Genomic DNA, 24295 nt, shown 5'->3' on the forward strand with positions numbered 1-24295 from the left:
CCGGACGGTTGGCGCAGAGGTAAGGGCTTGGGCCCGCTTCGTCCAGCCCGTCAGTCCGACTTGGGCGCAGGCTCGCCCGCCGTGGCGTGCACCAGCGCGGCGGCCTGCGCCCGGTTGCGGATGCCGAGCTTGCGGTAGCCGGATTTCGCATAGTCCGACACGGTGTGGATAGAAAGATTGCAGCGGTGCGCGGTCTGCTGGCGGGTGTAGCCGTGGGCCAGCAGGTTCACCACTTCGGCTTCGCGCGGGCTGAGTTTATCGAAGGCCGAAGGGTTCTCGGGCAGGGGCAGGGGCGCGGTGCCGGTCAGGTCTTCGATCCGGCGGTGCATGAGCAGGCAGAAGAGGCGCAGATCCTCGGCAATGTCGCTGAAGGCGCGCTCGAACTCTTCGGCCTCCATCTCGTTACCGACGATGAAGCCGCCAAAGCGTTCGGAGCCCTTCAGCCGCATCGGCACGGCAAAGGCAGCATGCAGACCTTCGCGCCCCGCGCGGGCGATCAGCGAATGCTCGGACGGGGTGACATCGGGGTAGAGGTGTACGAAGGCTTGGCCGATCGTCAGCACATCATAACTGTTGCACGAGTGGTGCAGGAATGGGTCATCCTCGGGCGGGAGGTCATCGTAAAGGTCGGGGATGGTGGACAGAAACTGAGCGTCTTTGAAATCCGCACCCACGCTGATGTGGATGGCATGGGTAAAGCCGGTCTTTCGAAATGTCTTTATGATCCCATCCCAAAGCGCGCTAACATCTTGCAGCTTTTCCAAACGTACAGCGGCATCGAACAGCATCTTCCCTCACTTTTACCCCCCTTTTTCGGGGGGTCGTCTGTTTCTACGGGAGCAGGTAGTGTGGGATCAAGGGGAACGCATGGGTTCATGTGCTGTATTGTATCTTCCCTGGGGTATTTTAGAAATTTCACAGGCCAGTGACGCCACAGTCGCTGGCCTGGTATTCGTTTGCCCATTACCCATACACTGCGCACAATAGGACCGCTGCCGCACGGGGCGGCATGGTTCTGCGCGAAATGGGCCTACGTCGTTTAGTCCTGCGGTGCGGGATCGCGCGGCGGGCGGCCGATAACGTCACGCAGGTCATCAAGCTCGATAAAGTTGTCGGCTTGGCGGCGCAGATCGTCCGAGATCATCGGCGGCTGGCTGCGGATCGTGGAGACGACGGAGACGCGCACGCCTTGGCGTTGCAGGCTTTCCACCAGCGGGCGGAAATCACCATCGCCAGAGAAGATCACGATGTGATCGACACGCGGGGCCAGTTCCATCGCATCGACGGCCAGTTCGATGTCCATATCGCCTTTGACTTTACGGCGGCCCATGCTGTCGGTGTATTCCTTGGCCGGTTTGGTGACCATGGAGAAGCCGTTGTAGTTCAACCAGTCGACAAGCGGGCGGATTGGCGAATATTCATCGTTTTCCAAAAGCGCGGTATAGTAGAAGGCGCGCAGCAGCTTGCCGCGGCGCATGAACTCTTGCCGCAGCAGCTTGTAGTCGATGTCGAAGCCCAGCGTCTTTGCCGCGGCGTAGAGGTTGGAGCCATCTATAAAAAGCGCCAACCGCTCATCTTTGTAGAACATTAAACTATCCTTTCGGCAGGCTTCGCCGTATTCCCGGTTTTGAACTGTAATCGCCGCGGATTAATAAATCCGTGACCTCTGGCGATGCCCCCACATCAGGGTGCATAACTAAGGCTTTTTAACGATGTCGCAAGACCCCGAGGGTATGGAATTAAGCAGTAGAGGCCCTATACGAAAGTATAGTCTTCTGGTTGCGCTCGGCGGTAACCTTGCATCTTCTGTGGGTAAGCCTCAGGAAACGCTAAAATCGGCTTTAAAGCTATTGCAGACGTCCGGCGCGGTGATTCGCGCCACGAGTGCATTTTATCACACTCCGGCCTTTCCCGCAGGGGCGGGGCCGGACTATGTGAATGCCGCCGCCTGGCTTGAAGCGCCGTGGGATCCGCAGGCCGCTCTTGGCGTCTTGCACCGGATCGAGGCGCAGATGGGCCGTGAGCGGGTGCAACGCTGGGGCCAGCGGACCTTGGATTTGGATCTTTTGGCCTGTGATGATATCGTGTTGCCAGACCGCCAGACCCACAAGATGTGGCGCGAGTTGCCTTTGGAGGCACAGATTGGCCGCACGCCGGAGCAATTGATCCTGCCGCATCCCCGGCTACAGGATCGGGCCTTCGTCTTGGTGCCGCTGGCCGATGTGGCCCCCAATTGGGTGCATCCGCTGCTTGGAAAACCCGTGCGCGCCCTGCTTGAGGCCCTGCCTGAGCGGGATCGTGCCGAGGTGCGGCGGCTGCAATAACGGCTTGTAAATCTGCCCGAGGCGGCTTAAATACGGCACTTCTGGCAGCAAATGAGATATTGGAGGCTTCATGGCCCGCGTCACCGTCGAAGATTGTGTGGATAAGGTTCCGAACCGTTTCGAACTCGTCATGCTGGCCGCACATCGTGCCCGCGAGATCTCTGCCGGATCGCAGCTGACCGTTGACCGTGACAACGACAAGAACCCCGTCGTGTCCCTGCGCGAAATCGCCGAAGAAACACAGTCGGCCGATGATCTGCGCGAGCGTCTGATCGAAAGCAACCAGAGCCAGATCGAAGTCGACGAGCCCGAAGAAGACGCCATGGCGCTTTTGATGGGTGCCGAAGAGGACAAGCCCGAAGAAGACAGCATGTCCGAAGAAATGTTGCTGCGCCAGTTGATGGCCGCACAGGGGCAGGGCTAACCCCCGCGCCCCGGCCGGGGCTATGAGGCAGATGGCATGAACAGCGCCGACATCACTGCCGACGACCTGATCGCTCTTGTTCAAGGCTACAATTCGCGTACCAATGAACCCCTGATCCGCGCCGCTTTCGACTATGGGGCGCGGATGCATGAGGGGCAGTTTCGCCATTCCGGCGAGCCCTATTTCACCCATCCCATCGCTGTCGCTGCGATCCTCACGGAACAGCAGCTTGACGATGCGACGATCATCACCGCCCTTCTGCACGACACGATCGAAGACACCAAAGCGTCTTATGCCGAGGTGCAAAGCCTCTTTGGCGGCGAGGTGGCGGAATTGGTCGATGGCGTCACCAAGCTCACCAACCTTCAGCTGAACTCGACCGAGACCAAACAGGCCGAGAATTTTCGCAAGCTTTTCATGGCGATGTCCAAGGACTTGCGCGTCATCCTCGTCAAGCTCGCCGACCGTCTGCACAACATGCGCACGATCAAATCCATGCGCCCGGACAAGCAGATCAAAAAGGCGCGGGAGACGATGGACATTTATGCGCCGCTGGCGGGCCGCATGGGCATGCAGTGGATGCGCGAAGAGCTTGAAGACCTCGCCTTTCGGGTCCTCAACCCCGAGGCGCGCGCGTCGATCATCCGGCGTTTCATCACCCTGCAACGTGACACCGGCGATGTGATCCAGCGCATCACCGGCGATATGCGGGTAGAGTTGGAAAAGGCGGATATCGAAGCCGAGGTCTTTGGCCGGGCCAAGAAACCCTATTCGATCTGGCGCAAGATGGAGGAGAAGGAGCAAAGCTTCTCCCGCCTGTCCGACATCTACGGCTTTCGCGTCATTACCGCCTCTGAAGAAGACTGCTACCGCACCCTCGGGGCGATCCATCGCCGCTGGCGCGCGGTGCCGGGGCGGTTCAAGGATTACATCAGCCAGCCCAAGACCAACGGTTACCGGTCAATCCACACCACCGTCTCGGGCCGTGACGGCAAACGGGTGGAGGTGCAGATCCGCACCCGCCAGATGCATGACGTGGCCGAGACCGGCGTCGCCGCCCATTGGTCCTACCGCGACGGTGTGCGCAGCCGGAACCCCTTTGCCGTCGATCCCGCCAAGTGGATCAGCCAGCTGACCGAGCAGTTCGACGCCGAGACCGATCACGAGGATTTCCTCGAAGCGGTGAAGCTTGAGATGTACGCCGATCAGGTGTTCTGCTTCACGCCCAAAGGCGATGTGGTGAAACTGCCGCGCGGGGCTACGCCGATTGATTTCGCCTATGCGATCCACACCCGTATCGGCAACGCCTGTGTGGGGGCCAAGATCGACGGGATGCGCGTGCCGCTGTGGACCCGGATCAAAAACGGCCAGTCGATTGAGATCACCACCGCGCAGGGCCAGACGCCGCAGGTGACATGGCTCGACATTGCCACCACGGGCAAAGCCAAGTCGGCGATCCGGCGCTCCCTGCGTGAGGTCGACCGCGAGCGCTTTATCAAACTGGGCCGCGAATTGGCGCGCTCGGCCTTTGCGCAGGTCGGTAAGAAGGCCACCGACAAGGTGCTGCATACCGTGGCCAAGAACATGCGGCTGAATGGCCCTGATGAGGTGCTCGCCCGGCTTGGCAGTTCGGAACTCACGGGCCGCGAAGTGGTGGAATGCGTCTATCCCGACCTTGCCCCGCAAAAGGGCGAACAGATCGACGTGCGCCGCGCGGTCGTGGGGCTCGAACCCGGCCAGAGCTTTGACCGCGCGCCTTGTTGCACCCCGCTGCCCGGTGAGCGGATCGTTGGCATCACCTTCCGGGGCAAGGGCGTGACTGTCCATGCCATCGACTGTGACCGCCTCTCGGAATATGAGGACCAACCCGAACGCTGGCTCGATCTGCGTTGGCATGACGGCAGCCACCCAGCGGTCTATACCTGCGCGCTGGACATCACCATCGGCAATGGCGCGGGCGTTCTGGGGCGGGTCTGTACCTTGATCGGCGAAGCCTCGGCCAATATCTCAGATCTGGAGTTTGTGGAGCGCAAGCCTGACTTTTACCGGCTGGTGGTCTATGTGGATCTCAGAGACGTGAGTCACCTGCATTCGCTGATGTCCACGCTCGAAGCCGAGAGTGAGGTCGCCGATGTCAACAGGCACCGCAATATGAGCATGGGAAAGACCGTCGAAAAGACCACCTGACCCTGCGCAGACGAAACGCCGATACTGGACCTGAGACTTGATTTTCAAACGCCGCGATCCGAAACCGACCCTGCGCGCGCTGGCCGAGTTTCTGTGGCCGCGCGGTGGTTGGACGCGTGCGTTTCACTATGTCAAACACCGGATGCGGCGGCTGCCCGACAGCCCTGAGCGCATCGCGCGCGGCATCTGGGCCGGGGTCTTTACCACCTTTACGCCCTTTTACGGCCTGCACTTCATCGTGGCCGCGCTGATCGGGCGGGTGATGCGGGCCAATATCCTTGCTGCGCTGATGGCGACTTTCTTTGGCAATCCGCTGACCTATGTGCCCATCGGCATCGCGGCCCTGCAAACCGGGCATTGGATCCTCGGCGCGCCTGTGGCGCCGACGGCGCACCGCTCTTTCGGGGGTAAGTTTCTCGACGCCGGGCGCGATCTGAAAGAGAATTTCGTCGCGATCTTTACCGATACCCAGATGGATTGGACGGGGCTGACGGTATTCTTCCATCAGGTCTTCTACCCCTATCTGATCGGGGGCATCCTGCCTGGGATGATCTGCGCCTCTATCGCCTATTACATCTCGGTCCCGGTGTTGCGCGCCTATCAGAAGCGGCGGCGCGGCATGATCAAAGCTAAGTTCGAGGCGCTCAAACATAAGGCGGCACAAAAGGCCGACGCAAAGCGCCACGCAGACTGATCTTTTCGCGCCATCAATTTTCGGGAAAAACCGCTTCTCCCTATGGGGTTGGCGAAAGTTCCGACCTATGGTCGGGGCGAGTGATGCAAGGGGAATCGAGATGGCGGATCAACCAAAGCTGAGATTGGGCGTGAATATTGACCATGTGGCGACGGTGCGCAACGCACGGGGCGGCGCCTATCCCGACCCGCTGCGCGCGGCCAAGATCGCGGAAAAGGCCGGGGCCGATGGCATCACCGCGCATCTGCGCGAAGACCGGCGGCATATCTCGGATGCCGATATCGAAGGCTTGATGGAGGTGCTGTCGGTCCCGCTCAACTTCGAGATGGCCGCGACGGATGAGATGCAAAAGATCGCCCTGCGCCACAAGCCCCACGCCGTCTGCATCGTGCCCGAAAAGCGTGAAGAGCGGACCACCGAAGGCGGGCTGGAAGTCGCGCGGGAAGAGAACAAGCTGGCCCATTTCATCGCGCCCCTGCGCGAGGCGGGCAGCCGGGTGTCGATCTTCATCGCAGCCGAGCGCGCGCAGATCGAAGCCGCCAACCGCATCGGCGCAGAGGTGATCGAATTGCACACCGGTGCCTATTGCGATGCCTTCGCCGAGGGCCGTTGGGATGAGGCGGATGTAGAACTCAACAAGCTGCGCGAGATGTCGCGTTTCGCGGACTCTCTCGGGCTTGAAGTGCACGCGGGCCACGGGCTGACCTATGACACCGTCACCCCGATCGCCGCTTTCCCCGAGGTGCGTGAGCTTAACATCGGGCACTTCCTGATTGGAGAGGCGATCTTCCTCGGGTTGGAACCCGCGATTGCCGAGATGCGCCGCCTGATGGATGAGGCCCGCGAGGGCTGAACCTGCCGCCCGCCGGTGGCGGAAAATCTCTCAAAGGGTGCCTCCCTCCGGACCTAAAGCGGCCTTGGCCGCGTTGGGCCGCCAGACTGGTTAACAAACCTAAGGAGGCACCAATGAGCGACCATATCGACACGCTGAAGAAACTGCACACCCGCCTGATCGACAGCCGCGACGGCTATCGCGAATCCCGCAAGCAGGTCTCGGATGAAGCGGCTTTTGTCGGCTTCTTCGACCAGCGCATTGCGGAACGTGAGAAGTTCCACACAGAACTGCACCGCCAGCTTGGCGTCGACGGCGTGGATGTATCCGAAGAAGGCTCTGCCGCCGCATCGGCTCACCGCGGTTGGCTGAAGCTGCGCGACGCAGTGACCGGCGACAACGAAGCTGTCTATGACGAGATCATCAACGGCGAATCCGCATTGGTCGAAAACTACGACGATGCGATCAAAGCCACTGCTGGCCGCCCCGGCTATGAGTTCCTGACCGAACAGCGCGCCGCCGTTCAGCGCGCCATCGACGAGGCGAAAGCCGAGAAGGCGCGCCACGTCGCAGCCTAAGCGCCGCGCCCTGTGGTAAATTCAACGCCGTCCCGTTCCCGCGGGGCGGCGTTTTCGCGTCGGATTGCCGCTTTTCCTCGCTTCCGCCGCGTGATCTATTGAGGGCAAAGGGCCATCGGCCCCGTCACGCGGCAAGAATGGCACTCAATGATCCTCGGCATCGGCACTGATCTGGCAAATATCGAGCGTATCCAAGGCACGCTTGACCGTTTCGGCGACCGGTTTCGCAACCGGGTGTTCACCGAGGTCGAGCAACGCAAGGCCGAGCGGCGCCATGATGTGGCTGGCACCTATGCCAAACGCTGGGCCGCGAAAGAGGCTTGTTCAAAGGCGCTTGGCACCGGGCTGCGCATGGGCATCGCTTGGCGCGACATGGCGGTGAGCAATCTGCGCAGCGGTCAGCCGGTGATGGAGGTCACGGGCTGGGCTGCGGACCGTCTCGCCGCGATGACCCCGCCGGGGCATGAGGCGATCATCCATGTCACCCTGACCGACGATCACCCTTGGGCGCAGGCTTTCGTGGTGATTGAAGCGCGCCCTCTTGCCGATCCGGCCTCTTAGGCTGGCGCGCCCCGCCGTTTCGCGTCATATGCACGCGGGGCAGGCCGATCCGGCCCCGCGTCACTTGACTTGGCCCGCACGGCCCCGCATGTAACCCCAAACCGATATGTCAGGAGCGCCGCATGGCCGCTAAGGAAAAAACCGGCAACGCCTTTGTCGAAACCATCAAGACAATCTTTTGGGCGCTGCTGATCGCCGGTGTCTTTCGGACCCTGTTCTTCCAGCCCTTCTGGATCCCCTCCGGCTCCATGAAAGAGACGCTGCTGATCGGTGATTTCCTCTTCGTGAACAAGATGGCCTACGGCTATTCCTACGCCTCTTGCCCCAGCCTGATGCTGCCCGGTGTCGGGATCGAGATTGACGCCAAGGATGTCTGCGGTGTCTTCGATGGCGATAACGAGCGCCTCTTCGGTTCTGAGCCTGAGCGCGGCGATGTGGTCGTCTTCCGTCACCCTGTCTCGGGCCGCGACTATATCAAGCGCCTGATTGGCCTGCCGGGTGACAAGGTGCAGATCAAGAACGGTGTCATCAGCCTGAACGGCACCCCGGTCGAGGTCGAAGATGCCGGCACGTTTGAAGAGGTGATGGCCCCCCAAGGCCCGCAACGACTGCGCCCGCGCTGCGAAAACGGCCCCGTAGGCCAAGGGGCGACCTGCGTGAAAAGCCGCCAGATCGAAACCCTGCCCAATGGCGTGTCCTATCCGACCCTGAACATCACCAATCAGCAGTCGGACAACACAGGCGTCTACACGGTGCCCGAGGGGCATTACTTCTTCATGGGCGACAACCGTGACAACTCTGCCGACAGCCGCTTGGCGCAGCGCGCCGGGGGCGTGGGCTTCGTGCCCTTCGAAAACCTCATTGGCCGCGCGGATCGCATCATGTTCAGCTCTGCCGGGCGTTCGATGCTGTTCTTCTGGACATGGCGCGGTGACCGCTTCTTCGAAGCAGTCAGATGAAACTGAGCGGAGACCTCAAAGCCTTCGAGACGCGGATTGGCCATCACTTTGCCAAGCCGGAGCTGCTGGTGCGCGCGGTGACCCATGCCTCCATGTCCTCGGCCAACCGCGATGACAACCAGCGGTTGGAGTTTCTGGGCGACCGGGTGCTGGGCCTTGTCATGGCCGAAGCGCTGCTGGCGCTTGATCCCGGCGCCAGCGAAGGCCAGTTGGCCCCGCGCTTCAACGCATTGGTGCGCAAGGAAACCTGCGCCGATGTGGCGCGTGAGATTGATCTGGGTAAGGTGCTCAAGCTCGGTCGGTCCGAGATGATCTCGGGCGGGCGGCGCAAGCAGGCGCTTTTGGGCGATGCGATCGAGGCGGTGATCGCCGCGGTCTATCTGGACGGTGGTTTTGACGCTGCCAAAGACCTCGTGCTGCGGCTCTGGGGTGACCGCCTCAAAACCGTCAAGGAAGACGCGCGCGACGCCAAGACCGCTTTGCAGGAATGGGCGCAGGCGCGCGGGCTGAACCCGCCGCGCTATGTGCAGACCGGGCGCAGCGGCCCGGATCACGCGCCCGTCTTTACCATTACCGCGCGGCTGGACAACGGGGCCGAGGCCGCCGCCACCGCGCCGTCGAAACGCGCCGCCGAACAGGCCGCCGCCAGCACGCTGCTGCGGCAATTGGAGAGCAATACATGACCACCCGTGCCGGATTCGTCGCCCTGATCGGAGAGCCCAACGCGGGCAAATCCACCCTGCTGAACCGCATGGTCGGGGCCAAGGTCTCGATCGTGACACACAAGGTCCAGACCACCCGCGCCCGCATCCGCGGCGTGGCGATGGAGGGCGATGCGCAGCTGGTCTTTGTCGATACCCCCGGCCTGTTCCAGCCGCGCCGCCGTCTGGACCGCGCCATGGTCGCCGCCGCTTGGGGTGGCGCGGCGGATGCCGATGTGATCGTGCTGCTGATCGAGGCGCACCGCGGCGTGACCGAGGGCGTGGAACGCATCCTCGAAGAGCTTAGCAACATCGCCAAGGGCCGCCGCGTGGCGCTGGCGATCAACAAGATCGACCGCGTCGAGGCGCCGGTGCTGCTGGGGCTGGCCGAGAAGATGAATGCGGCCTTCGACTTTGCCGAAACCTTCATGATCTCCGCCGAGCGCGGCCATGGCACCGATACCCTGCGCGAATGGCTGGCGGCCGAGGTGCCGGAAGGCCCGTGGCTCTATCCCGAAGACCAGATCGCCGACCTGCCGATGCGCAACATCGCCGCCGAGATCACGCGCGAGAAACTGACCCTGCGCCTGCATCAGGAACTGCCCTACCAGCTCACCGTCGAGACCGAGAACTGGGAAGAGCGCAAGGACGGCTCGGCCCGGATTGACCAGCTGGTCTATGTCGTGCGTGACGGCCACAAGGGCATCGTGCTGGGCAACAAGGGCGAGACGATCAAGGCCGTGGGCAAGGCCGCCCGAGAGGAACTCGAAGAGTTCCTTGGCCGCAAGGTGCATCTGTTTTTGCAGGTAAAAGTCCGCGCCAACTGGCTGGAAGAGGCGGAGCGCTATTCCGAGATGGGCCTGGATTTCAAAGATGGCAATGACTGACGCCAAAGGTCTGCCATGGCCCGCCTGACCGCGCGCTTCTGGGTCGATGCCTATCTCGCCCGGCTGCGCCTGCAGGACATCCCCGCCTTCGTCGTGGCCCATGGCGATGACACCGGCGGCGCGGTGCTGGTGAAGCTGGCAACGCTCGATGGCCGCGCGGTGCTGTTCCAGCGTTCCTTCGATCTGATGAGCGGCGCGCGTAAATGGGTCGAACTGGCCGCGGGCGACGAGGGGGAGGTCGATGCCACCGTCTCGCGCCAACGCGGCTTCGATCCCGACCTCTGGGTGATCGAGGTCGAGGACCGCGCCGGGCGGCACCTTTTGGACGAACCGGGGTTGGCCTGATGGAATGGCGCGATCAGGGCATCCTGCTGAGCGCGCGGCGACATGGTGAGACCTCCGCCATCATTGAGGTCTTCACCCCCGCCCAAGGCCGCCACGCCGGCATCGTCCGTGGTGGCACCAGCCGCAAGATCGCCCCCAGCCTGCAACCCGGCGCGCAGCTTGATCTGGCATGGCGCGCGCGGCTGGAGGACCACATCGGCGCCTTCACCGTCGAGCCGCTCCGCAGCCGCGCCGCCGTGGCCATGCAGGACCGTTTGGCGCTGGCGGGGCTGAACGCGGTCACCGCGCTCTTGGCCTTCTGCCTGCCCGAACGCGAGCCGCATCCGGCGCTTTATCGGCGCACCGAGGCGCTACTGGATATGCTGGGGCAGGGCGATGTCTGGCCGCTAGCCTACCTCAAATGGGAACTGCGCCTTTTGGAGGAAATGGGCTATGCGCTCGACCTTGACGTCTGCGCGGTGACGGGCGCGACCGAGGGGCTGATCTATGTCTCCCCCAAGACCGGGCGCGCAGTCTCGGCCAAGGGGGCGGGGGACTGGGCGGATCGGCTTTTGCCCCTGCCGCCTGTGCTGCGCGGCGGCGCAGGCAGCGATGCCGAAGTGGCGCAGGGGTTGCGGACGACGGGGCATTTCCTGACCGCGCATCTGGCGCGGGACTTGGGCGGCAAACCCCTGCCGGAAGCCCGTGCGCGCTTTGTCGATGCCTTTAGTCGGCGGCTTTGAAAACCAGACGTTCGCCGCCGTCATCCGATAGGATCATCGTGTCGCCCAGCACGTCCGAAATGGTCACCTCTGTCAGCGCATCGAGGAACGCCGTCTCGCCCGCAAGGTCGGGGCAAGCGCGGCGGGTGATGGCGATATGGCCGGTGTCGAACCACGGGTAGGGCACCGTCATCGGCGCGCTATAGGCGTTGCAGGGGGCCTGCCCGGCGATCTTGCCGGTCTCGGGGAAGGTCAGGGTCGCGCGGGCATCGAAGGGCTTGCCGTCCAACTCCACCAGATGCCAGGTCTTGTCGCCCGCGCCATAGGCACGGACGGTTTCATCGCCTTGGCATTGCGGCAGGGCGCTGAGGGCGGCGAGGATCAGAAAGCTGCGCATGGGCTGTCCTTTGGAGTGAAGCGCCGCCTATGTCCCTGACATCCGCGACGCTTGCAAGCCCGGCAGATCAGCCCAGAAGGCGGCGGGCAATAACCTGCGCCTGAATCTCGGCGGCGCCCTCAAAAATGTTGAGGATTCGCGCATCGCAAAGCACCCGGCTGATCTTGTACTCCAGCGCGAAGCCGTTGCCGCCGTGGATTTGCAAGCCATTGTCGGCTGCCGCCCATGCGACCCGTGCGCCCAGCAGTTTGGCCATGCCCGCCTCCACGTCGCAGCGGCGGCCTGCGTCCTTCTCGAAGGCGCTGTAATAGGTCAGCTGCCGGGCCACCATCAGCTCTACCGCCATCATCGCCAGCTTGCCCGAGACGCGGGGGAAGTTGATCAGTGATTTGCCGAACTGCTTGCGGTCTTGGGCGTATTGCATCGAGATATCGAGCGCCGATTGCGCCACGCCGATGGCGCGGGCGGCGGTCTGGATGCGGGCGCTCTCGAAGGTCTCCATCAGCTGTTTAAAGCCGCGCCCCTCTTCGCCGCCGAGAAGGTTCTCGCCCTTCACCTCGAAACCGTCGAAGCCAAGCTCGTATTCCTTCATCCCGCGGTAGCCCAGCACCTCGATCTCACCGCCGGTCATGCCGGGCGTGGGGAAGGGATTGGCATCATCGCCGGGCGTCTTCTCGGCGAGGAACATCGACAACCCGCGGTGATCGCTGGTTTCGGGATCAGTGCGCGCCAGCAGCGTCATCACATGGGTCCGTGCGGCATGGGTGATCCATGTCTTGTTGCCGGTCACCTTGTAATCATCCCCGTCCTTGACCGCGCGGGTGCGCAGACTGCCGAGGTCGGAGCCGGTGTTCGGCTCGGTAAAGACCGCCGTGGGCAGGGTCTCGGCGCTGGAGATGCGGGGCAGCCATTTCTCTTTCTGCGCGTCGGTGCCGCCGCAGAGAATCAGTTCGGCGGCAATTTCCGAGCGGGTGCCGAGCGAGCCGACCCCGATGTAGCCGCGCGAAAGCTCTTCGCTGACCACGCACATCGACGCTTTGGTCAGCCCCAGCCCTCCGTATTCTTCGGGGATGGTCAGGCCGAAAACGCCCATCTCGGCCAGTTCCTCGATCACCTCCATCGGGATCAGTTCGTCCTTGAGGTGCCAGTCATGGGCGTGCGGCTCGACCTTTTCCACCGCGTAGCGGCGGAATTGGTCGCGGATCATCTCAAGCTCTTCATCCAGTCCGCTGACGCCAAAGGTTACATCGGCGCTGCGTTCCTGCATCAGTTCGACCAGACGGCTGCGCGCGGCTTGGGTGTTGCCCGCGCGGGTCAGGGTAGTGATCGCGGGGTTATCGAGCGCGGCCTCATCCTCGGCGCTCAACCCCAGATCTTGCAGGCGCAGCATCTCCCCTTGGTTCATCTGGATGCCGCCGCGGATCTGGCAGAGGTATTCGCCAAAAGCGATCTGGTGCAGCAGTTGCTCCACCTCGCCAAAGCGTCCTTCGCTTTGCAGCCGCTCGGCCCAAAGCTGCATCTGACGCAGGGCTTGGAAATAGGTGGCGAGCCAAGCAAGCCCGTGGGCGGCGGTTTGATTGGCCTCGATCAGCTTGGCCGAAACCCGGTCGCCATCGCTCACCTGCGCGCGGACCGCGGCGGTGGCGGTTTCGAGCAACTGGTCGAGCGGGGGCAGGGCCGCGCCGGTCTGCCCGATCAGATCGTCGAGAATTACGCGATGCATCGTCATGTCCTGACCGTCATGTGCCATGGGCTGTCCTTTCTTGCTTGGGACAGGCATAGACCTTTCGCAGTCGCAGCACAACAAAGATACGTTTCGCTGCGGCATTTTGTTCTAATCTTGCGCGGTCATTTTTGACGTGCGGCCCCGGAGGAGGGTGCTATGTAACGGTATGAACAGTATTTTCCCCTTTCTCACCCCGTTCGAATTTTATGCTGCACTTGCAATCGGCCTTTGCGGTGGCTTCGTCAAAGGCGTGGTGGGCTTCGCCCTGCCGCTGGTGCTGATTTCTGGTCTCACGACCTTCATGGCGCCCGATCTGGCCTTGGCGGGGCTGATTCTGCCCACGGTGCTGGCCAATGCCTTTCAAGCGTTGCGGCAGGGGCCGCAGGCCGCGTTGCGGTCGATCAAGCTGTTTTGGGTGTTTCTGCTCTGCGGCGGCGTGATGCTGGTGCTTTCCGCCCAGATGGTGCGGCTGGTGCCGGCGACGGTGATGCTGCTGATGATCGGCGTGCCGGTGGTGCTGTTTGCGCTGCTGCAACTGTCGAAACATCAGTTTCATCTGGCCCAGCGGTCGACGAAGGTCGAGGCGCTGGTGGGCGGGTTTGCCGGGGCCGTCGGGGGGATTTCCGGCATTTGGGGGCCGCCCACGGTGGCCTATCTCACCGCGCTCGGGACCGCGAAACATGATCAGATGCGGATCCAAGGGGTGATTTACGGGCTGGGCGCGGTGGCGCTGCTTGTCGCGCATATCGGCTCGGGCGTTCTGAACGCGCAGACCTGGCCCTTCTCGGCGCTGTTGATTCTACCGGTGATGCTGGGGGTTTGGCTGGGCAGCAAGGTGATGGACCGTGTTGATCCGGTGCTGTTTCGCAAGATGACTTTAGTGGTCTTGATGGTGGCGGGGTTGAACCTGATCCGGCGGGCGATTTTTTAATCGGTTGAAGTTGCCCTCGGGTCCGGGAGCAAGCCGCAGGCGCCGGGCCATCGCTTGTACGCGGGCAGGAGATGACCCACAGAAATCGATTGCAACGCATCGATCTCGACTGATTGCTAGCATCGTTCTATTTTGAGTAGGTGGGTTTGCGCTCTCATCGCTTCTGCGAAGCGACTGCCGCGCGACGCCTTTTGCTTTGCAAAAGACTTGGTGGAGCCTAGCGGGATCGAACCGCTGACCTCCTGCATGCCATGCAGGCGCTCTCCCAGCTGAGCTAAGGCCCCATCGTGGATCGTGATCGTGTGATCCGGGTCGTTCTGTGGCGCTGTCTAGGCGCTGGCGGAGGCGGGATCAAGCGGAAAATTGACCCCGCCGCCGATTAATTAATCCTCGTCGTCCGAGGCCACATCGGCAAGGTCGTCGAGCGGTACTGTATCGTCATCATCGTCGTCATCGTCGAGGATGTCGTCGTCCAGATCCACATCGACCGCGTCATCGTCATCCACCAAGGATTCTTCATCGCCCTTGTCGCCCTTCTTGGCTTTGGCTGTGACCGCATCCTCGGCATCCGCCGCGATCATGCGCGACTTGGAATTGTCGACCTCGACCTCTTCGCCCGTGTAGGGGCTGATAATCGGATTCTTGTTGAGGTCATAGAAGCGCTTGCCCGTAGTGGGGCACAGGCGCTTGGTTCCCCATTCTTCGTTGGGCATGAAACACCCCTTTATAATATTGCTGTTGCGTGTAGATGATTCCGGCCAAGTGCCATATGAGGGGGGCACTGTCAAAGGCTTTGGCCTCTATCTAGGGACGTTGCTCCGGTAATGAAAGACCCTGTGCTGCCCGGCAACCCGCCGATTCCGCTGATCCTGCGCCGTTCGGCGCGCGCGCGGCGCATCTCACTGCGCATCTCGCAATTGGACGGGCGGGTGACCCTGACGATGCCGAAACGGCTGGCAGAGCGTGAGGCGCTGGCCTTTGCCGAAAGCAAGCAAGACTGGATTCGCCAACACCTCGCCGCGCGGGGCGAGGATGTGATCGTGGCCCCCGGGGCAGAGCTTCCGGTGGGCGGCAAGCTGCTGCGCGTCCGCGGCGGGCAGGGGAGGGGGGTGCGGATCGGGCCCGAAGAGATCCTTGTGCCCGGCCCAGAGGATAGCATCGGCAAACGTCTGGCCGCACACCTGCGCGAAGTGGCGCGCGACCGCCTCGCCGGGGCTTGTGACGATTATGCCGCGCTACTGGGCAAGCCCTATGCCCGCATCACCCTGCGCGATACGCGCTCTCGCTGGGGGTCTTGTTCCAGCGACGGGGCGCTGATGTTCTCTTGGCGGCTGATCATGACCCCGCCCGAGGTGCTGGACTATGTCGCCGCCCATGAGGTCGCGCATCTGGCGCAGATGAACCACTCCCCCGCCTTCTGGGCCGAGGTCACGCGGATCTACGGCGACTATCAGGCGCCGCGCCAATGGCTGCGCGACCATGGCGGCGGGCTGCACCGCTATCGATTCTAGGCCAGCGTGGCGAAACGCGCCTTCAGCAGCGCTTCGGCATATTCATCCTCGGCCGTGCTGTCATGCACCACGCCGCCGCCCACGTTCAACCGCAGCCGCCCCTCTGGGTGACAGGTCGCCGTGCGGATCGCCACGTTGAACTGCATCGCACCCGTGGGGGCGATCCACCCCACCGCGCCGCAATAGGCATCGCGCGGGGCCGGTTCCAAGGCACGCAGGATCTGCATCGCGCGGATCTTGGGAGCGCCAGTGATTGAGCCGCAGGGAAAGAGCGCGTGAAAGAGGTCAGTCAGCCGTTTGCCCGGCAAGACCTGCGCCGTGATGCGCGAGGTCATCTGGTGCAGGGTCTCATAGGTCTCAATCTCGAACAGTTTCGGCACCTCGACACTGCCCACCTCCGCGATCCGGCTGATGTCGTTGCGCAAAAGGTCCACGATCATCAGGTTCTCGGCCATGTTCTTTTCCGAGGCCGCAAGGTCATCCCGCAGCTTCGCGTCCTCCTCAGCATCCCGCCCGCGCCGCGCCGTGCCCTTCATCGGGCGGGCGGTGAGCTGCCCCTCGGCGGTGAGCGCGAAAAACAACTCCGGCGAGCGCGACAACAGCACAGGGCCGCCAAGATCGACGAAAGCCCCATGGACCACGCTTTGCCGCTGGCGCAGCCGGGCATAAAGCGCCGCTGGCGTCCCGGTATAGCGCCCCTCCATCCCGAAGGTCAGATTGGCCTGATAGATGTCCCCCGCGCTGATGAAGTCCTGCACCTCGGCAAAGGCGGCCTGATACTGCGCGAAATCCCAATCCGGCGTGAGCGCCGACAGACTGGCATCACCCGCATCTTCGGCAAAACCATAGGCCTCAGGCGCATCAAAGACGCCGAAGCGCAGCAGTGGCAGCCCGCGCGCCGCAGGCAACAACTCGCGCAGCTTGTGCGAGCCGAGATAGCCCAACTCATAACTCGCATAGCCTGCCAGCCACGCGCCGCTTTCCTGCGCCGCTTCAAGTGCTGCAAAGGCCGCAGGCACCTCAGCCGGGGTATCGGCACTGATGATCCGCCGCGGCGCGGTGAAGGCCGTGCCGTGCCCCAGCGGGCCAGTGTCGAAAAGAACGCGCGGGCCAGCCATGGCGCGCCCTAAAAGTCCGCAGGCACGCGCATGTCGCGCAGAGGCCGCACGATATCGATGGATTCCTGGTAGATCGGATGCGCCTTATAGGCGGCCAGCGCCTCGGCATCCGGGAATTCGGCATAGACGACCACATCCACATCCCCCGACAGCGCATCGACACGGGTGTTTTCGCAGATCTCGAAAGTCGTCGAATGCGGAATGTCGGCCAGTTTCCAAAGCCCCGCCACGATCGTCGGAATGTCCTTGGGGTCCTTGGCTGAGAAAAAGACCACATGACGGATGAAGTTTCGTTTGGTCACGGCGCGTCTCCTTAAGGCAGTTTGACCTCCGATAAATCGCCGCAAGGCTCGCGACAACGGGTGATCGCGTCTTGGCTGCAAAATGCCGCGCTTGACGGGTGGCTGGTTTGTGATCACAACCGCATCATGAACCTGACCCCACGCCCTGTCGAGGCCACACCGCTGGCCCATGATCGTGTCTACCGCCGCCTGCGCGCGCGGATCATGCATGGCGATCTGCCGCCCGGCCACGCGCTGACCCTGCGCGGCATCGGTAAGGAATATGAGGTCTCGATGACCCCGGCCCGCGAAGCGGTGCGGCGGCTGGCGGCAGAGGGGGCGCTGACCATGTCGACCTCCGGACGCATCTCCACCCCCGAGCTCAGCAACGAGCGGATCGAGGAGCTGGCCGCCCTCCGCGCGCTCTTGGAGGTCGAGCTTGCCTCACGCGCCCTGCCACGCGCCCATATGGCGCTGATCGAGCGGATGCAGACGATCAACACCAATATTGCCGAGGCCGTGGCCCACCGCGATGCGGTCAGCTACATCCGCACCAATCTCGAGTTTCACCGCACGCTCTACCTGCGTGCCCAAGCGCCGGCCATGCTCGCCATGGCGGAAACGGTCTGGCTGCAACTGGGCCCCACCATGCGCGCGCTCTATGGCCGCCTGCGCCGGACCGAGCCGCCGCATTTCCACCGTCTGATCATCGCCGCCCTGCGCGCGGGCGATGAGCCGGGGCTGCGGCTGGCGGTGCGTTCGGATGTGACCCAAGGGCTGCGAATGCTGGCCAGCTGATCCCGCCCATGGCTTGACAGTCAGGCAGCAGCGGCGCATCAAAGGCATATGGAAAAGACCAGCTTCACATCTGTCTATTACCCCCGCTCCTGACCGGCGCGGCACCCATTCCCATACCCACAAGCCGCCACAGCGCGGCTTATCCTGTCTCCCTGTGGCCTCACAGAAAGAGACGACATGCCCCCCATTCGACCCGCCGTAAAATCCGACCTGCCGATGGTGCTCGATCTGGCCCACGCGCTGGCCGCCTACCACGGCGACACCGCCACCGTGACCCTCGCCGCGCTAGAACGTGACTGCTTCGGCCCCACACCCTGGGTGACCCTTCTGGTGGCCGAAGGCGCCACCGGCCTGCATGGCTATGCCGCGCTCTGCCCGCAGATGCAGTTGCAATTCGGCGCAAGAGGGATGGACCTGCACCACCTCTTCGTCTGCGACACGGCCCGCGGTCGCGGCATTGGCCGCGCGCTGGTCGAAGCGGCGCTGGACCACGCCCAGAGCCAAGGATGCAGCTATGTGACCGTGGGTACGGATACGAAAAACCGGCGCGCGCAGGGCTTCTACCGCGCCGCCGGTTTCGATCAAATCACGCCTGATCCACGTTTTCGGCGGCGGCTGGCTTAGGCCGCCAGCCCCTTGCGCCCCATCTCAAGGAACTTGGTCCGGCGCTCTTGAACCAGCGTCTTGCCGTCCTTGCCGTCAAGCTCCTTGAGCATCGCTTCGATCGACTTGCCCACGGCCTTGATCGATTCCTCGGCATGGCGATGCGCACCCCCCATCGGCTCAGGGATGATCTGGTCGATCACGCCAAGCGTCTTGAGCTCATCGGCCGTCAGACGCATCTGCTCGGCGGCCTCGCGCATCTTCTCGCTGTCCTTCCACAGGATCGAGGCACAGCCTTCGGGCGTGATCACGGAGTAAACCGAATGCTCCAACATCGCGACACGGTTCGCCGTGGCGAATGCCACCGCCCCGCCAGAGCCGCCTTCGCCCACAATCACGCTGACCAAAGGCACGCCAATCTGCAGACATTTCTCCGTCGAACGGGCAATCGCCTCGGACTGGCCGCGTTCTTCGGCACCCTTGCCGGGATAGGCGCCGGGCGTGTCGACGATGGTGACCACCGGCAGGTTGAACTTGTCGGCCAGTTCCATCAAACGCACCGCCTTGCGATAGCCCTCAGGCCGCGCCATGCCGAAATTACGCTCGATCCGGCTCTTGGTGTCATTGCCCTTCTCATGGCCAATCACCACCACCGGCGTATCATTGAACCGCGCCAACCCGCCCATGACAGCCAGATCATCGGCAAAGTTCCGGTCCCCCGCCAAAGGCGTGAACTCGGTGAAAAGCGCCTCGATATAATCCTTGCAATGGGGCCGCTCCGGATGACGCGCCACCTGACATTTCCGCCAAGGCGTCAAAGAGCCATAAAGGTCTTCAAGCATCCCGGCGGCTTTCTTGTCCAGCGCGCGGGCCTCATCGGTGATGTCCATCTCTTCATTGGACCGGGCCAACGCCCGCAGCTCTTCCGCCTTGCCTTCGATCTCGGCCAGGGGTTTTTCGAAATCCAGATATTGGGTCATTGCATGCTCCGGCTTGTTGCCTGTGTATATGGAGCGCCGCGCGCCGGTTTGCAACGCGGGTTTGCAAGGCAGGCAAGCCCACGCCCCTCCCTCTTCATCCTTTTTCAAATACCCTCGGGGGTCCGGGGGCAGGGCCCCCGGCGGCTTGCCAAAAGCGCTCAGCCCCCGGCGATCATCTCAGACTGGCGCACGATCACCTCCGCCTGTTTGATGCTGGCGATATCCACCAAACGCCCCTTATAAACGGTGGCCCCTTCGCCCTTGGCCTTGGCCTCTTCCATCGCCGCGAGGATTTCGCGCGCCTCAGCCACAGCCTCTTCCGACGGCGTGAACACCTCGTTGCTTAGCGCCACCTGCTTGGGGTGGATCGCCCATTTGCCGACCATGCCCAGCGTGGCCGAGCGGCGCGCCTGTGCGCGGAAACCCTCGTCGTCCGAAAAATCGCCAAAGGGCCCGTCGACGGGGAGCACACCATGGGTACGGCAGGCGGCGACGATGGCGGCCTGCGCCCAGTGCCACGGGTCCGACCAATGCTTCTGCTCGCCGCGCTGCATATAGTAGTTCTCCTGCGTGCCGCCGATGCCGGTGGTCTGCATGCCCATGGAGGCGGCGAAATCCGCGGCCCCCAGCGACATCGCCTGCAAGCGGGGGGAAGACGCGGCGATCTCTTCCACATGGGCGATACCGGCAGCGGATTCGATGATGACCTCAAAGCTGATTTTCTTCTCGCGGCCCTTGGCGGTCTCGACCGCCGTCACCAGCGCGTCGACGGCATAGACATCCGCCGCGCAGCCCACCTTGGGGATCATGATCTGGTCAAGCCGCGGCCCGGCCTGCTCCAGCAGCTCCACCACGTCACGATACCAATAGGGTGTGTCGAGCCCGTTGATCCGCACCGAAAGCGTCTTGTTGCCCCAGTCGATCTCGGAAATCGCCTTGATGATATTGGCGCGCGCGCTGTCCTTGTCCGAAGGTGCCACGCTGTCTTCGAGGTCGAGGTTGATCACATCGGCATCCGACGCTGCCATCTTTTCAAAGATTGCAGGGCGGGAGCCGGGGCCGAACAATTGGCAGCGGTTCGGGCGGGCAGGGGCGGCAGGCTGAATGCGGAAGCTCATGGGGCACCTTTGGGTAATATTGTTTCATCGTGCGTCTCTATTCTGGTATGAAATTGCGCCTCCAATCGCAAGGAGGTTTTCGCAGGCGCAGCATTTCGGGGGGTTTGCCTGCAAAACCAAGCTGCGCACGAATTTTGCGCAGCCAACGGTAATTTGCGAGAATTGCTGCGCATTTGCATGCAGATGCGTCGACAACGCCACGCACTTGCGTATTCTCGCGCGCAATATGCGGACAAATTCAATGCCGGAGGCTTGCCATGATCAAAACCCCCTATCTGCTCTTTCTGGGCGACGCGCCTGACTCTCTGTCCGCCAAGGTCGCACAAGGCATCAAGGATTGGCGGCCCGACAATGCGGTCGGCCAGTTCCGCATGGCGGGCTGCAAGGCCGATCTCGGTCTGCAAGACATGACGCTGGCCGAAGCGCGTGAGGCGGGGGCCGAGACATTGGTGATCGGTGTCGCCAACCGTGGCGGTAAAATTAGCGCGGCATGGAAAGAGGTGCTGATTGAGGCGCTGAACATGGGCTTTGACATCGCCTCGGGCCTGCACAACCTGCTACGCAACGAAGCCGATCTGGTGGCGGCTGCCGAGGCGAACGGCACCACATTGCATGACGTGCGCGTGCCCAGCGTCGAATACCCGATCGCCGACGGCAAGAAACGCAGCGGCAAGCGGGTTCTGGCCGTGGGCACCGATTGCTCGGTCGGGAAAATGTACACCGCCCTCGCGCTGGACGAGGCGATGCGCGAAAAGGGAATGAAAAGCACCTTCCGCGCCACCGGACAGACCGGCATCCTGATCACCGGCGAAGGCGTGCCGCTGGATGCCGTGATCGCCGATTTCATGGCCGGGTCGGTGGAATATCTCACCCCCGCCAATGACGATGACCATTGGGACATCATCGAAGGGCAGGGCAGCCTGTTCCACGTCTCTTATTCCGGTGTGACCATGGCGCTGATCCACGGCGGCCAGCCCGATGCGCTGATCCTCTGCCATGAGCCGACCCGGACCCATATGCGCGGCCTGCCGGAATACAGCCTGCCCAGCCTCGAAGCGGTGCGCGACATGGCGCTGACGCTGGCGCAGGTGCCGAACCCCGACTGCAAGGTTGTCGGTATCTCGGTCAACACCTACCACATGTCCGAGGCCGAGGCGGATGCCTATCTGGCCGAGGTTGAAGAGCGTCTTGGCCTGCCTGCGGTTGATCCCTTCCGCCAAGGGGCGGCGCGACTGGCCGATGCGCTGGCGGCGCTGTGACCATGCAGATCGACGTTACCGCAGATACGTTCAAACTGGCGCAGGTCTTTACCATCAGCCGCGGCTCGCGGACCGAGGCCAAGGTGCTGACCGTCCGTGTGACCGAAGGCGGCGTCACCGGCTGGGGCGAATGCGTGCCCTACGCGCGCTATGACGAGACCCTCGAATCGGTCACAGCTGAGATCAACGGCCTGCCGGGTGATATCACCCGCCAAGCGCTCTATGATCTCCTGCCTGCCGGGGCCGCACGCAACGCGGTCGACTGCGCGCTATGGGATCTAGAGGCCAAACGCGCAGGCAAGCGGGTGTGGGAGTTGGCCGGGCTGACCGCGCCGGGGCCAGAGATCACGGCCTATACCCTTTCGCTGGACGAACCCGAGGCAATGCGCGCGCAGGCGGCGAAACACAGCTATCGGCCACTGCTGAAGATCAAGCTCGGCACGCCTGACGACATGCCGCGGCTCGAAGCGGTGCGCGCCGGGGCGCCCGATTCCACCATCATCATCGACGCCAATGAGGGCTGGTCGGCTGAGGTCTATGCCGACCTCGCCCCGCATCTGGTTCGTCTGGGCGTGGCGCTGGTCGAACAGCCCCTGCCCGCTGGCGAAGACGACGCGCTTTTGGGGGTGGACCGCCCCGTGCCGGTCTGCGCGGATGAAAGCTGCCACGACCGCGCCAGCCTGCCGGGCCTCAAGGGCAAATACGATGTGGTGAACATCAAGCTCGACAAGACCGGCGGGCTGACCGAAGCGCTAGCCTTGCGCGATGCGGCGCGGGCGGAAGGCTTCGAGGTCATGGTCGGCTGCATGGTCGGCTCATCGCTAGCCATGGCGCCTGCGACGCTGGTCGCCCAAGGCGCGAAGGTGGTGGACCTTGACGGCCCGCTGCTTCTGGCCGAAGACCGCGACAATGCTTTGAAATTCGACGGCGCGGGCGTGCATCCCCCCGCCGCAGCGCTCTGGGGGTGACCATGCGAACTGTCTATGTAAACGGCGAATACCTGCCCGAGGATCAGGCCAAGGTCTCGATCTTTGACCGGGGTTTCCTGATGGCCGATGGGGTCTATGAGGTGACGAGCGTGCTGAATGGCAAGCTCATCGCCTTTGACGGCCATGCCGAGCGTCTGACCCGTTCGATGAACGAGCTTGACATGCGCGCGCCTGCGACGACCGAAGAACTGCTGGAAATCCACCGCGAGTTGGTGCGGCTGAACGAGATCAAAGACGGGTTGATCTATCTTCAGGTCACGCGCGGGTCGGATGGCGACCGCGATTTCGCCTTTCCCGACCCCGAGACGACCGCGCCCTCGCTGGTGCTGTTCACCCAATCCAAGCCGGGGTTGGCCGACAACCCCGCCGCCCGTGACGGCATCCGCGTGATCAGCATCGAAGACATCCGCTGGGGCCGCCGCGATATCAAAACGGTGCAGCTGCTCTACCCGTCGATGGGGAAGATGATGGCCAAGAAAGCCGGTGTCGAAGACGCTTGGATGGTCGAAGACGGTTTCGTCACCGAAGGCACCTCGAACAACGCCTATATCGTTAAGGACGGCAAGATCGTGACGCGCGAGACCTCGAACGACATCCTGCATGGCATCACCCGCAAGGCGGTGCTGGAACTGGCCCGCGAGGCGCAGATGCAGGTGGAAGAGCGGAACTTCACCATCGAAGAGGCGCAGCAGGCGGATGAGGCTTTCGTCACCTCGGCCAGCGCTTTCGTGACGCCGGTGATCGAGATCGACGGCGCCAAGATTGGTAGCGGCACGCCGGGCAAGCTTGCGCCCCGTTTGCGTGAAATCTATCTCGAAGAGATGCGCAAAACCGCGATCTGAGCTTTAGAACCGCGATAAAACCAGCCCCGCCGCCACCAGCGCGGCGGCGGCGATGCGGGTGGGGGTGATGGCCTGCACCGACAGGCCCAAGAGCCCCGTGGCATCGATCACCAGCGCCGCGCTCAATTGGCCGAGGATCAACGCCGAGATCACTGTCAGCGCCCCCAGCGTCGGGATCGCCCAAAGCACCGACCAGACGTAGAAGGCCCCCAACACCCCGCCCAGCAGCAAAACGGGCGAGGCCGAGGCCGCGCGGGGCAGGGCGCTCAACTCGCCGCGCAGCAGCAAGACCCCCAACAGGATCGCAAAGCCGACGCCAAAGGACACCGCCGCCGCAGCGACCCCGCTGCCGATGTTGCGCCCCAAGGCGGCATTGATCGGGGTTTGCAGGGCCACGGCGGCCCCGGCGATGGCGACGGTGATAAGGGCAAGGATGGGGGTGTTCATGGCGGCTCCGCTCTGTTTGGCCCCAGCATGAAAGATGTCCCGGCGGGCGCAAGGGCTTTCGCAGCGATCGCCCGCGCGGCTAGACTGGCGCAAAGAGGAGGC

At 63.1% G+C, this 24295-nt stretch carries 29 protein-coding genes and 1 tRNA gene; 19 read left to right on the forward strand and 11 right to left on the reverse strand.

What is annotated here, in order from left to right; translation table 11 throughout:
- Positions 1 to 50 precede the first annotated feature (50 nt).
- Together ACGYLQ_RS01955 and ACGYLQ_RS01960 are read right to left on the reverse strand one after the other, a co-directional pair.
- Entirely contained in the window at positions 51 to 788 is a 738-nt protein-coding gene (locus tag ACGYLQ_RS01955; RefSeq protein ID WP_394440082.1) for a LuxR C-terminal-related transcriptional regulator, read from the reverse strand.
- A 251-nt stretch (positions 789 to 1039) separates the two neighbouring features.
- The gene (locus ACGYLQ_RS01960) at positions 1040 to 1588 is read right to left on the reverse strand and encodes an NYN domain-containing protein (RefSeq protein WP_209216621.1); all 549 of its coding nucleotides are present in this window, start codon (positions 1586 to 1588) and stop codon (positions 1040 to 1042) included.
- A 145-nt stretch (positions 1589 to 1733) separates the two neighbouring features.
- On the opposite strand from ACGYLQ_RS01960, the gene folK reads away from it, so the two are divergent.
- The 12 genes from folK (at position 1734) to recO (ending at position 11214) form a co-directional block, all read left to right on the forward strand.
- Positions 1734 to 2324 carry a 2-amino-4-hydroxy-6-hydroxymethyldihydropteridine diphosphokinase gene (folK, locus tag ACGYLQ_RS01965; RefSeq protein WP_394440245.1) on the forward strand — a complete coding sequence of 197 codons (591 nt, stop codon included), beginning with the start codon at positions 1734 to 1736 and terminating at the stop codon, positions 2322 to 2324.
- Between the two features lie 70 nt (positions 2325 to 2394).
- Positions 2395 to 2748, forward strand: a complete 354-nt coding sequence (gene rpoZ / locus ACGYLQ_RS01970; RefSeq protein ID WP_067264606.1) for a DNA-directed RNA polymerase subunit omega — start codon at positions 2395 to 2397, stop codon at positions 2746 to 2748.
- Positions 2749 to 2784: 36 nt separating this feature from the next.
- Positions 2785 to 4935, forward strand: coding sequence for a RelA/SpoT family protein (locus tag ACGYLQ_RS01975; protein ID WP_394440084.1), 2151 nt, complete (start codon positions 2785 to 2787; stop codon positions 4933 to 4935).
- A gap of 37 nt (positions 4936 to 4972) precedes the next feature.
- Positions 4973 to 5629 carry a DUF2062 domain-containing protein gene (locus tag ACGYLQ_RS01980; RefSeq protein ID WP_067264597.1) on the forward strand — a complete coding sequence of 219 codons (657 nt, stop codon included), beginning with the start codon at positions 4973 to 4975 and terminating at the stop codon, positions 5627 to 5629.
- Positions 5630 to 5729: 100 nt separating this feature from the next.
- Entirely contained in the window at positions 5730 to 6482 is a 753-nt protein-coding gene (locus ACGYLQ_RS01985; protein ID WP_209216617.1) for a pyridoxine 5'-phosphate synthase, read from the forward strand.
- Between the two features lie 113 nt (positions 6483 to 6595).
- Positions 6596 to 7039 (forward strand): PA2169 family four-helix-bundle protein, encoded by a 444-nt coding sequence (locus ACGYLQ_RS01990; RefSeq protein ID WP_067264591.1) that lies wholly within the window; start codon positions 6596 to 6598, stop codon positions 7037 to 7039.
- Positions 7040 to 7186: 147 nt separating this feature from the next.
- Entirely contained in the window at positions 7187 to 7600 is a 414-nt protein-coding gene (gene acpS / locus ACGYLQ_RS01995; protein WP_394412161.1) for a holo-ACP synthase, read from the forward strand.
- 122 nt (positions 7601 to 7722) lie between these two features.
- Positions 7723 to 8559 (forward strand): signal peptidase I, encoded by an 837-nt coding sequence (lepB, locus tag ACGYLQ_RS02000; protein ID WP_394440086.1) that lies wholly within the window; start codon positions 7723 to 7725, stop codon positions 8557 to 8559.
- Positions 8556 to 9242, forward strand: coding sequence for a ribonuclease III (gene rnc, locus ACGYLQ_RS02005; RefSeq protein ID WP_067264583.1), 687 nt, complete (start codon positions 8556 to 8558; stop codon positions 9240 to 9242). Before lepB ends, rnc begins: the two co-directional genes overlap by 4 nt.
- The gene (gene era, locus ACGYLQ_RS02010; protein ID WP_394440088.1) at positions 9239 to 10147 is read left to right on the forward strand and encodes a GTPase Era; all 909 of its coding nucleotides are present in this window, start codon (positions 9239 to 9241) and stop codon (positions 10145 to 10147) included. The genes rnc and era overlap by 4 nt, the downstream gene beginning before the upstream one ends.
- Before the next feature lie 15 nt (positions 10148 to 10162).
- Positions 10163 to 10492, forward strand: coding sequence for a DUF1491 family protein (locus tag ACGYLQ_RS02015; protein ID WP_271692485.1), 330 nt, complete (start codon positions 10163 to 10165; stop codon positions 10490 to 10492).
- Positions 10492 to 11214, forward strand: a complete 723-nt coding sequence (gene recO, locus ACGYLQ_RS02020; protein ID WP_394440090.1) for a DNA repair protein RecO — start codon at positions 10492 to 10494, stop codon at positions 11212 to 11214. The genes ACGYLQ_RS02015 and recO overlap by 1 nt, the downstream gene beginning before the upstream one ends.
- On the opposite strand, the gene ACGYLQ_RS02025 is transcribed toward recO, so the two are convergent.
- The gene (locus tag ACGYLQ_RS02025; protein ID WP_394440092.1) at positions 11198 to 11590 is read right to left on the reverse strand and encodes an META domain-containing protein; all 393 of its coding nucleotides are present in this window, start codon (positions 11588 to 11590) and stop codon (positions 11198 to 11200) included. The two genes, recO and ACGYLQ_RS02025, sit on opposite strands and share 17 nt — an antisense overlap.
- 67 nt (positions 11591 to 11657) lie before the next feature.
- Entirely contained in the window at positions 11658 to 13340 is a 1683-nt protein-coding gene (locus ACGYLQ_RS02030) for an acyl-CoA dehydrogenase family protein (RefSeq protein WP_394440094.1), read from the reverse strand.
- 142 nt (positions 13341 to 13482) lie between these two features.
- Here ACGYLQ_RS02030 and ACGYLQ_RS02035 point away from each other — a divergent pair, with 142 nt between their 5' ends.
- A complete protein-coding gene (locus tag ACGYLQ_RS02035) occupies positions 13483 to 14247 on the forward strand; it encodes a sulfite exporter TauE/SafE family protein (RefSeq protein WP_271688395.1) in 765 nt (254 codons plus the stop codon).
- A 208-nt stretch (positions 14248 to 14455) separates the two neighbouring features.
- Here the strand turns inward: ACGYLQ_RS02035 and ACGYLQ_RS02040 are convergent.
- Both ACGYLQ_RS02040 and ACGYLQ_RS02045 read right to left on the reverse strand, forming a co-directional pair.
- Positions 14456 to 14531 (reverse strand) — tRNA-Ala (locus ACGYLQ_RS02040).
- A gap of 99 nt (positions 14532 to 14630) precedes the next feature.
- Positions 14631 to 14960, reverse strand: coding sequence for a TIGR02300 family protein (locus ACGYLQ_RS02045; RefSeq protein WP_394440095.1), 330 nt, complete (start codon positions 14958 to 14960; stop codon positions 14631 to 14633).
- 111 nt (positions 14961 to 15071) lie between these two features.
- Here ACGYLQ_RS02045 and ACGYLQ_RS02050 point away from each other — a divergent pair, with 111 nt between their 5' ends.
- Positions 15072 to 15758 carry a SprT family zinc-dependent metalloprotease gene (locus ACGYLQ_RS02050; RefSeq protein WP_322328853.1) on the forward strand — a complete coding sequence of 229 codons (687 nt, stop codon included), beginning with the start codon at positions 15072 to 15074 and terminating at the stop codon, positions 15756 to 15758.
- On the opposite strand, the gene ACGYLQ_RS02055 is transcribed toward ACGYLQ_RS02050, so the two are convergent.
- A complete protein-coding gene (locus ACGYLQ_RS02055; RefSeq protein ID WP_394440097.1) occupies positions 15755 to 16876 on the reverse strand; it encodes an aminodeoxychorismate synthase component I in 1122 nt (373 codons plus the stop codon). The two genes, ACGYLQ_RS02050 and ACGYLQ_RS02055, sit on opposite strands and share 4 nt — an antisense overlap.
- Positions 16877 to 16884: 8 nt before the next feature.
- Positions 16885 to 17178 carry a Dabb family protein gene (locus ACGYLQ_RS02060; protein ID WP_007118141.1) on the reverse strand — a complete coding sequence of 98 codons (294 nt, stop codon included), beginning with the start codon at positions 17176 to 17178 and terminating at the stop codon, positions 16885 to 16887.
- Positions 17179 to 17304: 126 nt separating this feature from the next.
- Between ACGYLQ_RS02060 and ACGYLQ_RS02065 the strand changes: the two genes are divergently transcribed.
- Together ACGYLQ_RS02065 and ACGYLQ_RS02070 are read left to right on the forward strand one after the other, a co-directional pair.
- Positions 17305 to 17955 carry a GntR family transcriptional regulator gene (locus ACGYLQ_RS02065; RefSeq protein WP_067264652.1) on the forward strand — a complete coding sequence of 217 codons (651 nt, stop codon included), beginning with the start codon at positions 17305 to 17307 and terminating at the stop codon, positions 17953 to 17955.
- A gap of 177 nt (positions 17956 to 18132) precedes the next feature.
- On the forward strand, positions 18133 to 18579 hold the full coding sequence (locus ACGYLQ_RS02070) for a GNAT family N-acetyltransferase (protein WP_394440099.1): 447 nt from the start codon (positions 18133 to 18135) through the stop codon (positions 18577 to 18579).
- Here the strand turns inward: ACGYLQ_RS02070 and ACGYLQ_RS02075 are convergent.
- Complete coding sequence (locus ACGYLQ_RS02075) at positions 18576 to 19538, reverse strand: acetyl-CoA carboxylase carboxyltransferase subunit alpha (protein WP_394411162.1); 963 nt, start codon at positions 19536 to 19538, stop codon at positions 18576 to 18578. The genes ACGYLQ_RS02070 and ACGYLQ_RS02075 overlap by 4 nt on opposite strands.
- A gap of 158 nt (positions 19539 to 19696) precedes the next feature.
- Complete coding sequence (locus ACGYLQ_RS02080) at positions 19697 to 20656, reverse strand: L-malyl-CoA/beta-methylmalyl-CoA lyase (RefSeq protein WP_067264541.1); 960 nt, start codon at positions 20654 to 20656, stop codon at positions 19697 to 19699.
- Between the two features lie 257 nt (positions 20657 to 20913).
- On the opposite strand from ACGYLQ_RS02080, the gene dgcN reads away from it, so the two are divergent.
- The 3 genes from dgcN to ACGYLQ_RS02095 are packed head-to-tail and all read left to right on the forward strand — an operon-like array spanning position 20914 to position 23746.
- On the forward strand, positions 20914 to 21915 hold the full coding sequence (dgcN, locus tag ACGYLQ_RS02085; protein ID WP_394440101.1) for an N-acetyltransferase DgcN: 1002 nt from the start codon (positions 20914 to 20916) through the stop codon (positions 21913 to 21915).
- 2 nt (positions 21916 to 21917) lie between these two features.
- On the forward strand, positions 21918 to 22883 hold the full coding sequence (gene dgcA, locus ACGYLQ_RS02090; protein ID WP_394440103.1) for an N-acetyl-D-Glu racemase DgcA: 966 nt from the start codon (positions 21918 to 21920) through the stop codon (positions 22881 to 22883).
- 2 nt (positions 22884 to 22885) lie between these two features.
- The gene (locus ACGYLQ_RS02095) at positions 22886 to 23746 is read left to right on the forward strand and encodes a D-amino-acid transaminase (RefSeq protein WP_394440105.1); all 861 of its coding nucleotides are present in this window, start codon (positions 22886 to 22888) and stop codon (positions 23744 to 23746) included.
- Between the two features lie 3 nt (positions 23747 to 23749).
- On the opposite strand, the gene ACGYLQ_RS02100 is transcribed toward ACGYLQ_RS02095, so the two are convergent.
- On the reverse strand, positions 23750 to 24193 hold the full coding sequence (locus ACGYLQ_RS02100) for a DMT family transporter (RefSeq protein ID WP_209216582.1): 444 nt from the start codon (positions 24191 to 24193) through the stop codon (positions 23750 to 23752).
- Positions 24194 to 24295 lie beyond the last annotated feature (102 nt).

It is taken from the genome of Sulfitobacter sp. 1A12779 (assembly GCF_043557315.1).
In the GTDB taxonomy this organism is placed as follows: domain Bacteria; phylum Pseudomonadota; class Alphaproteobacteria; order Rhodobacterales; family Rhodobacteraceae; genus Sulfitobacter; species Sulfitobacter faviae.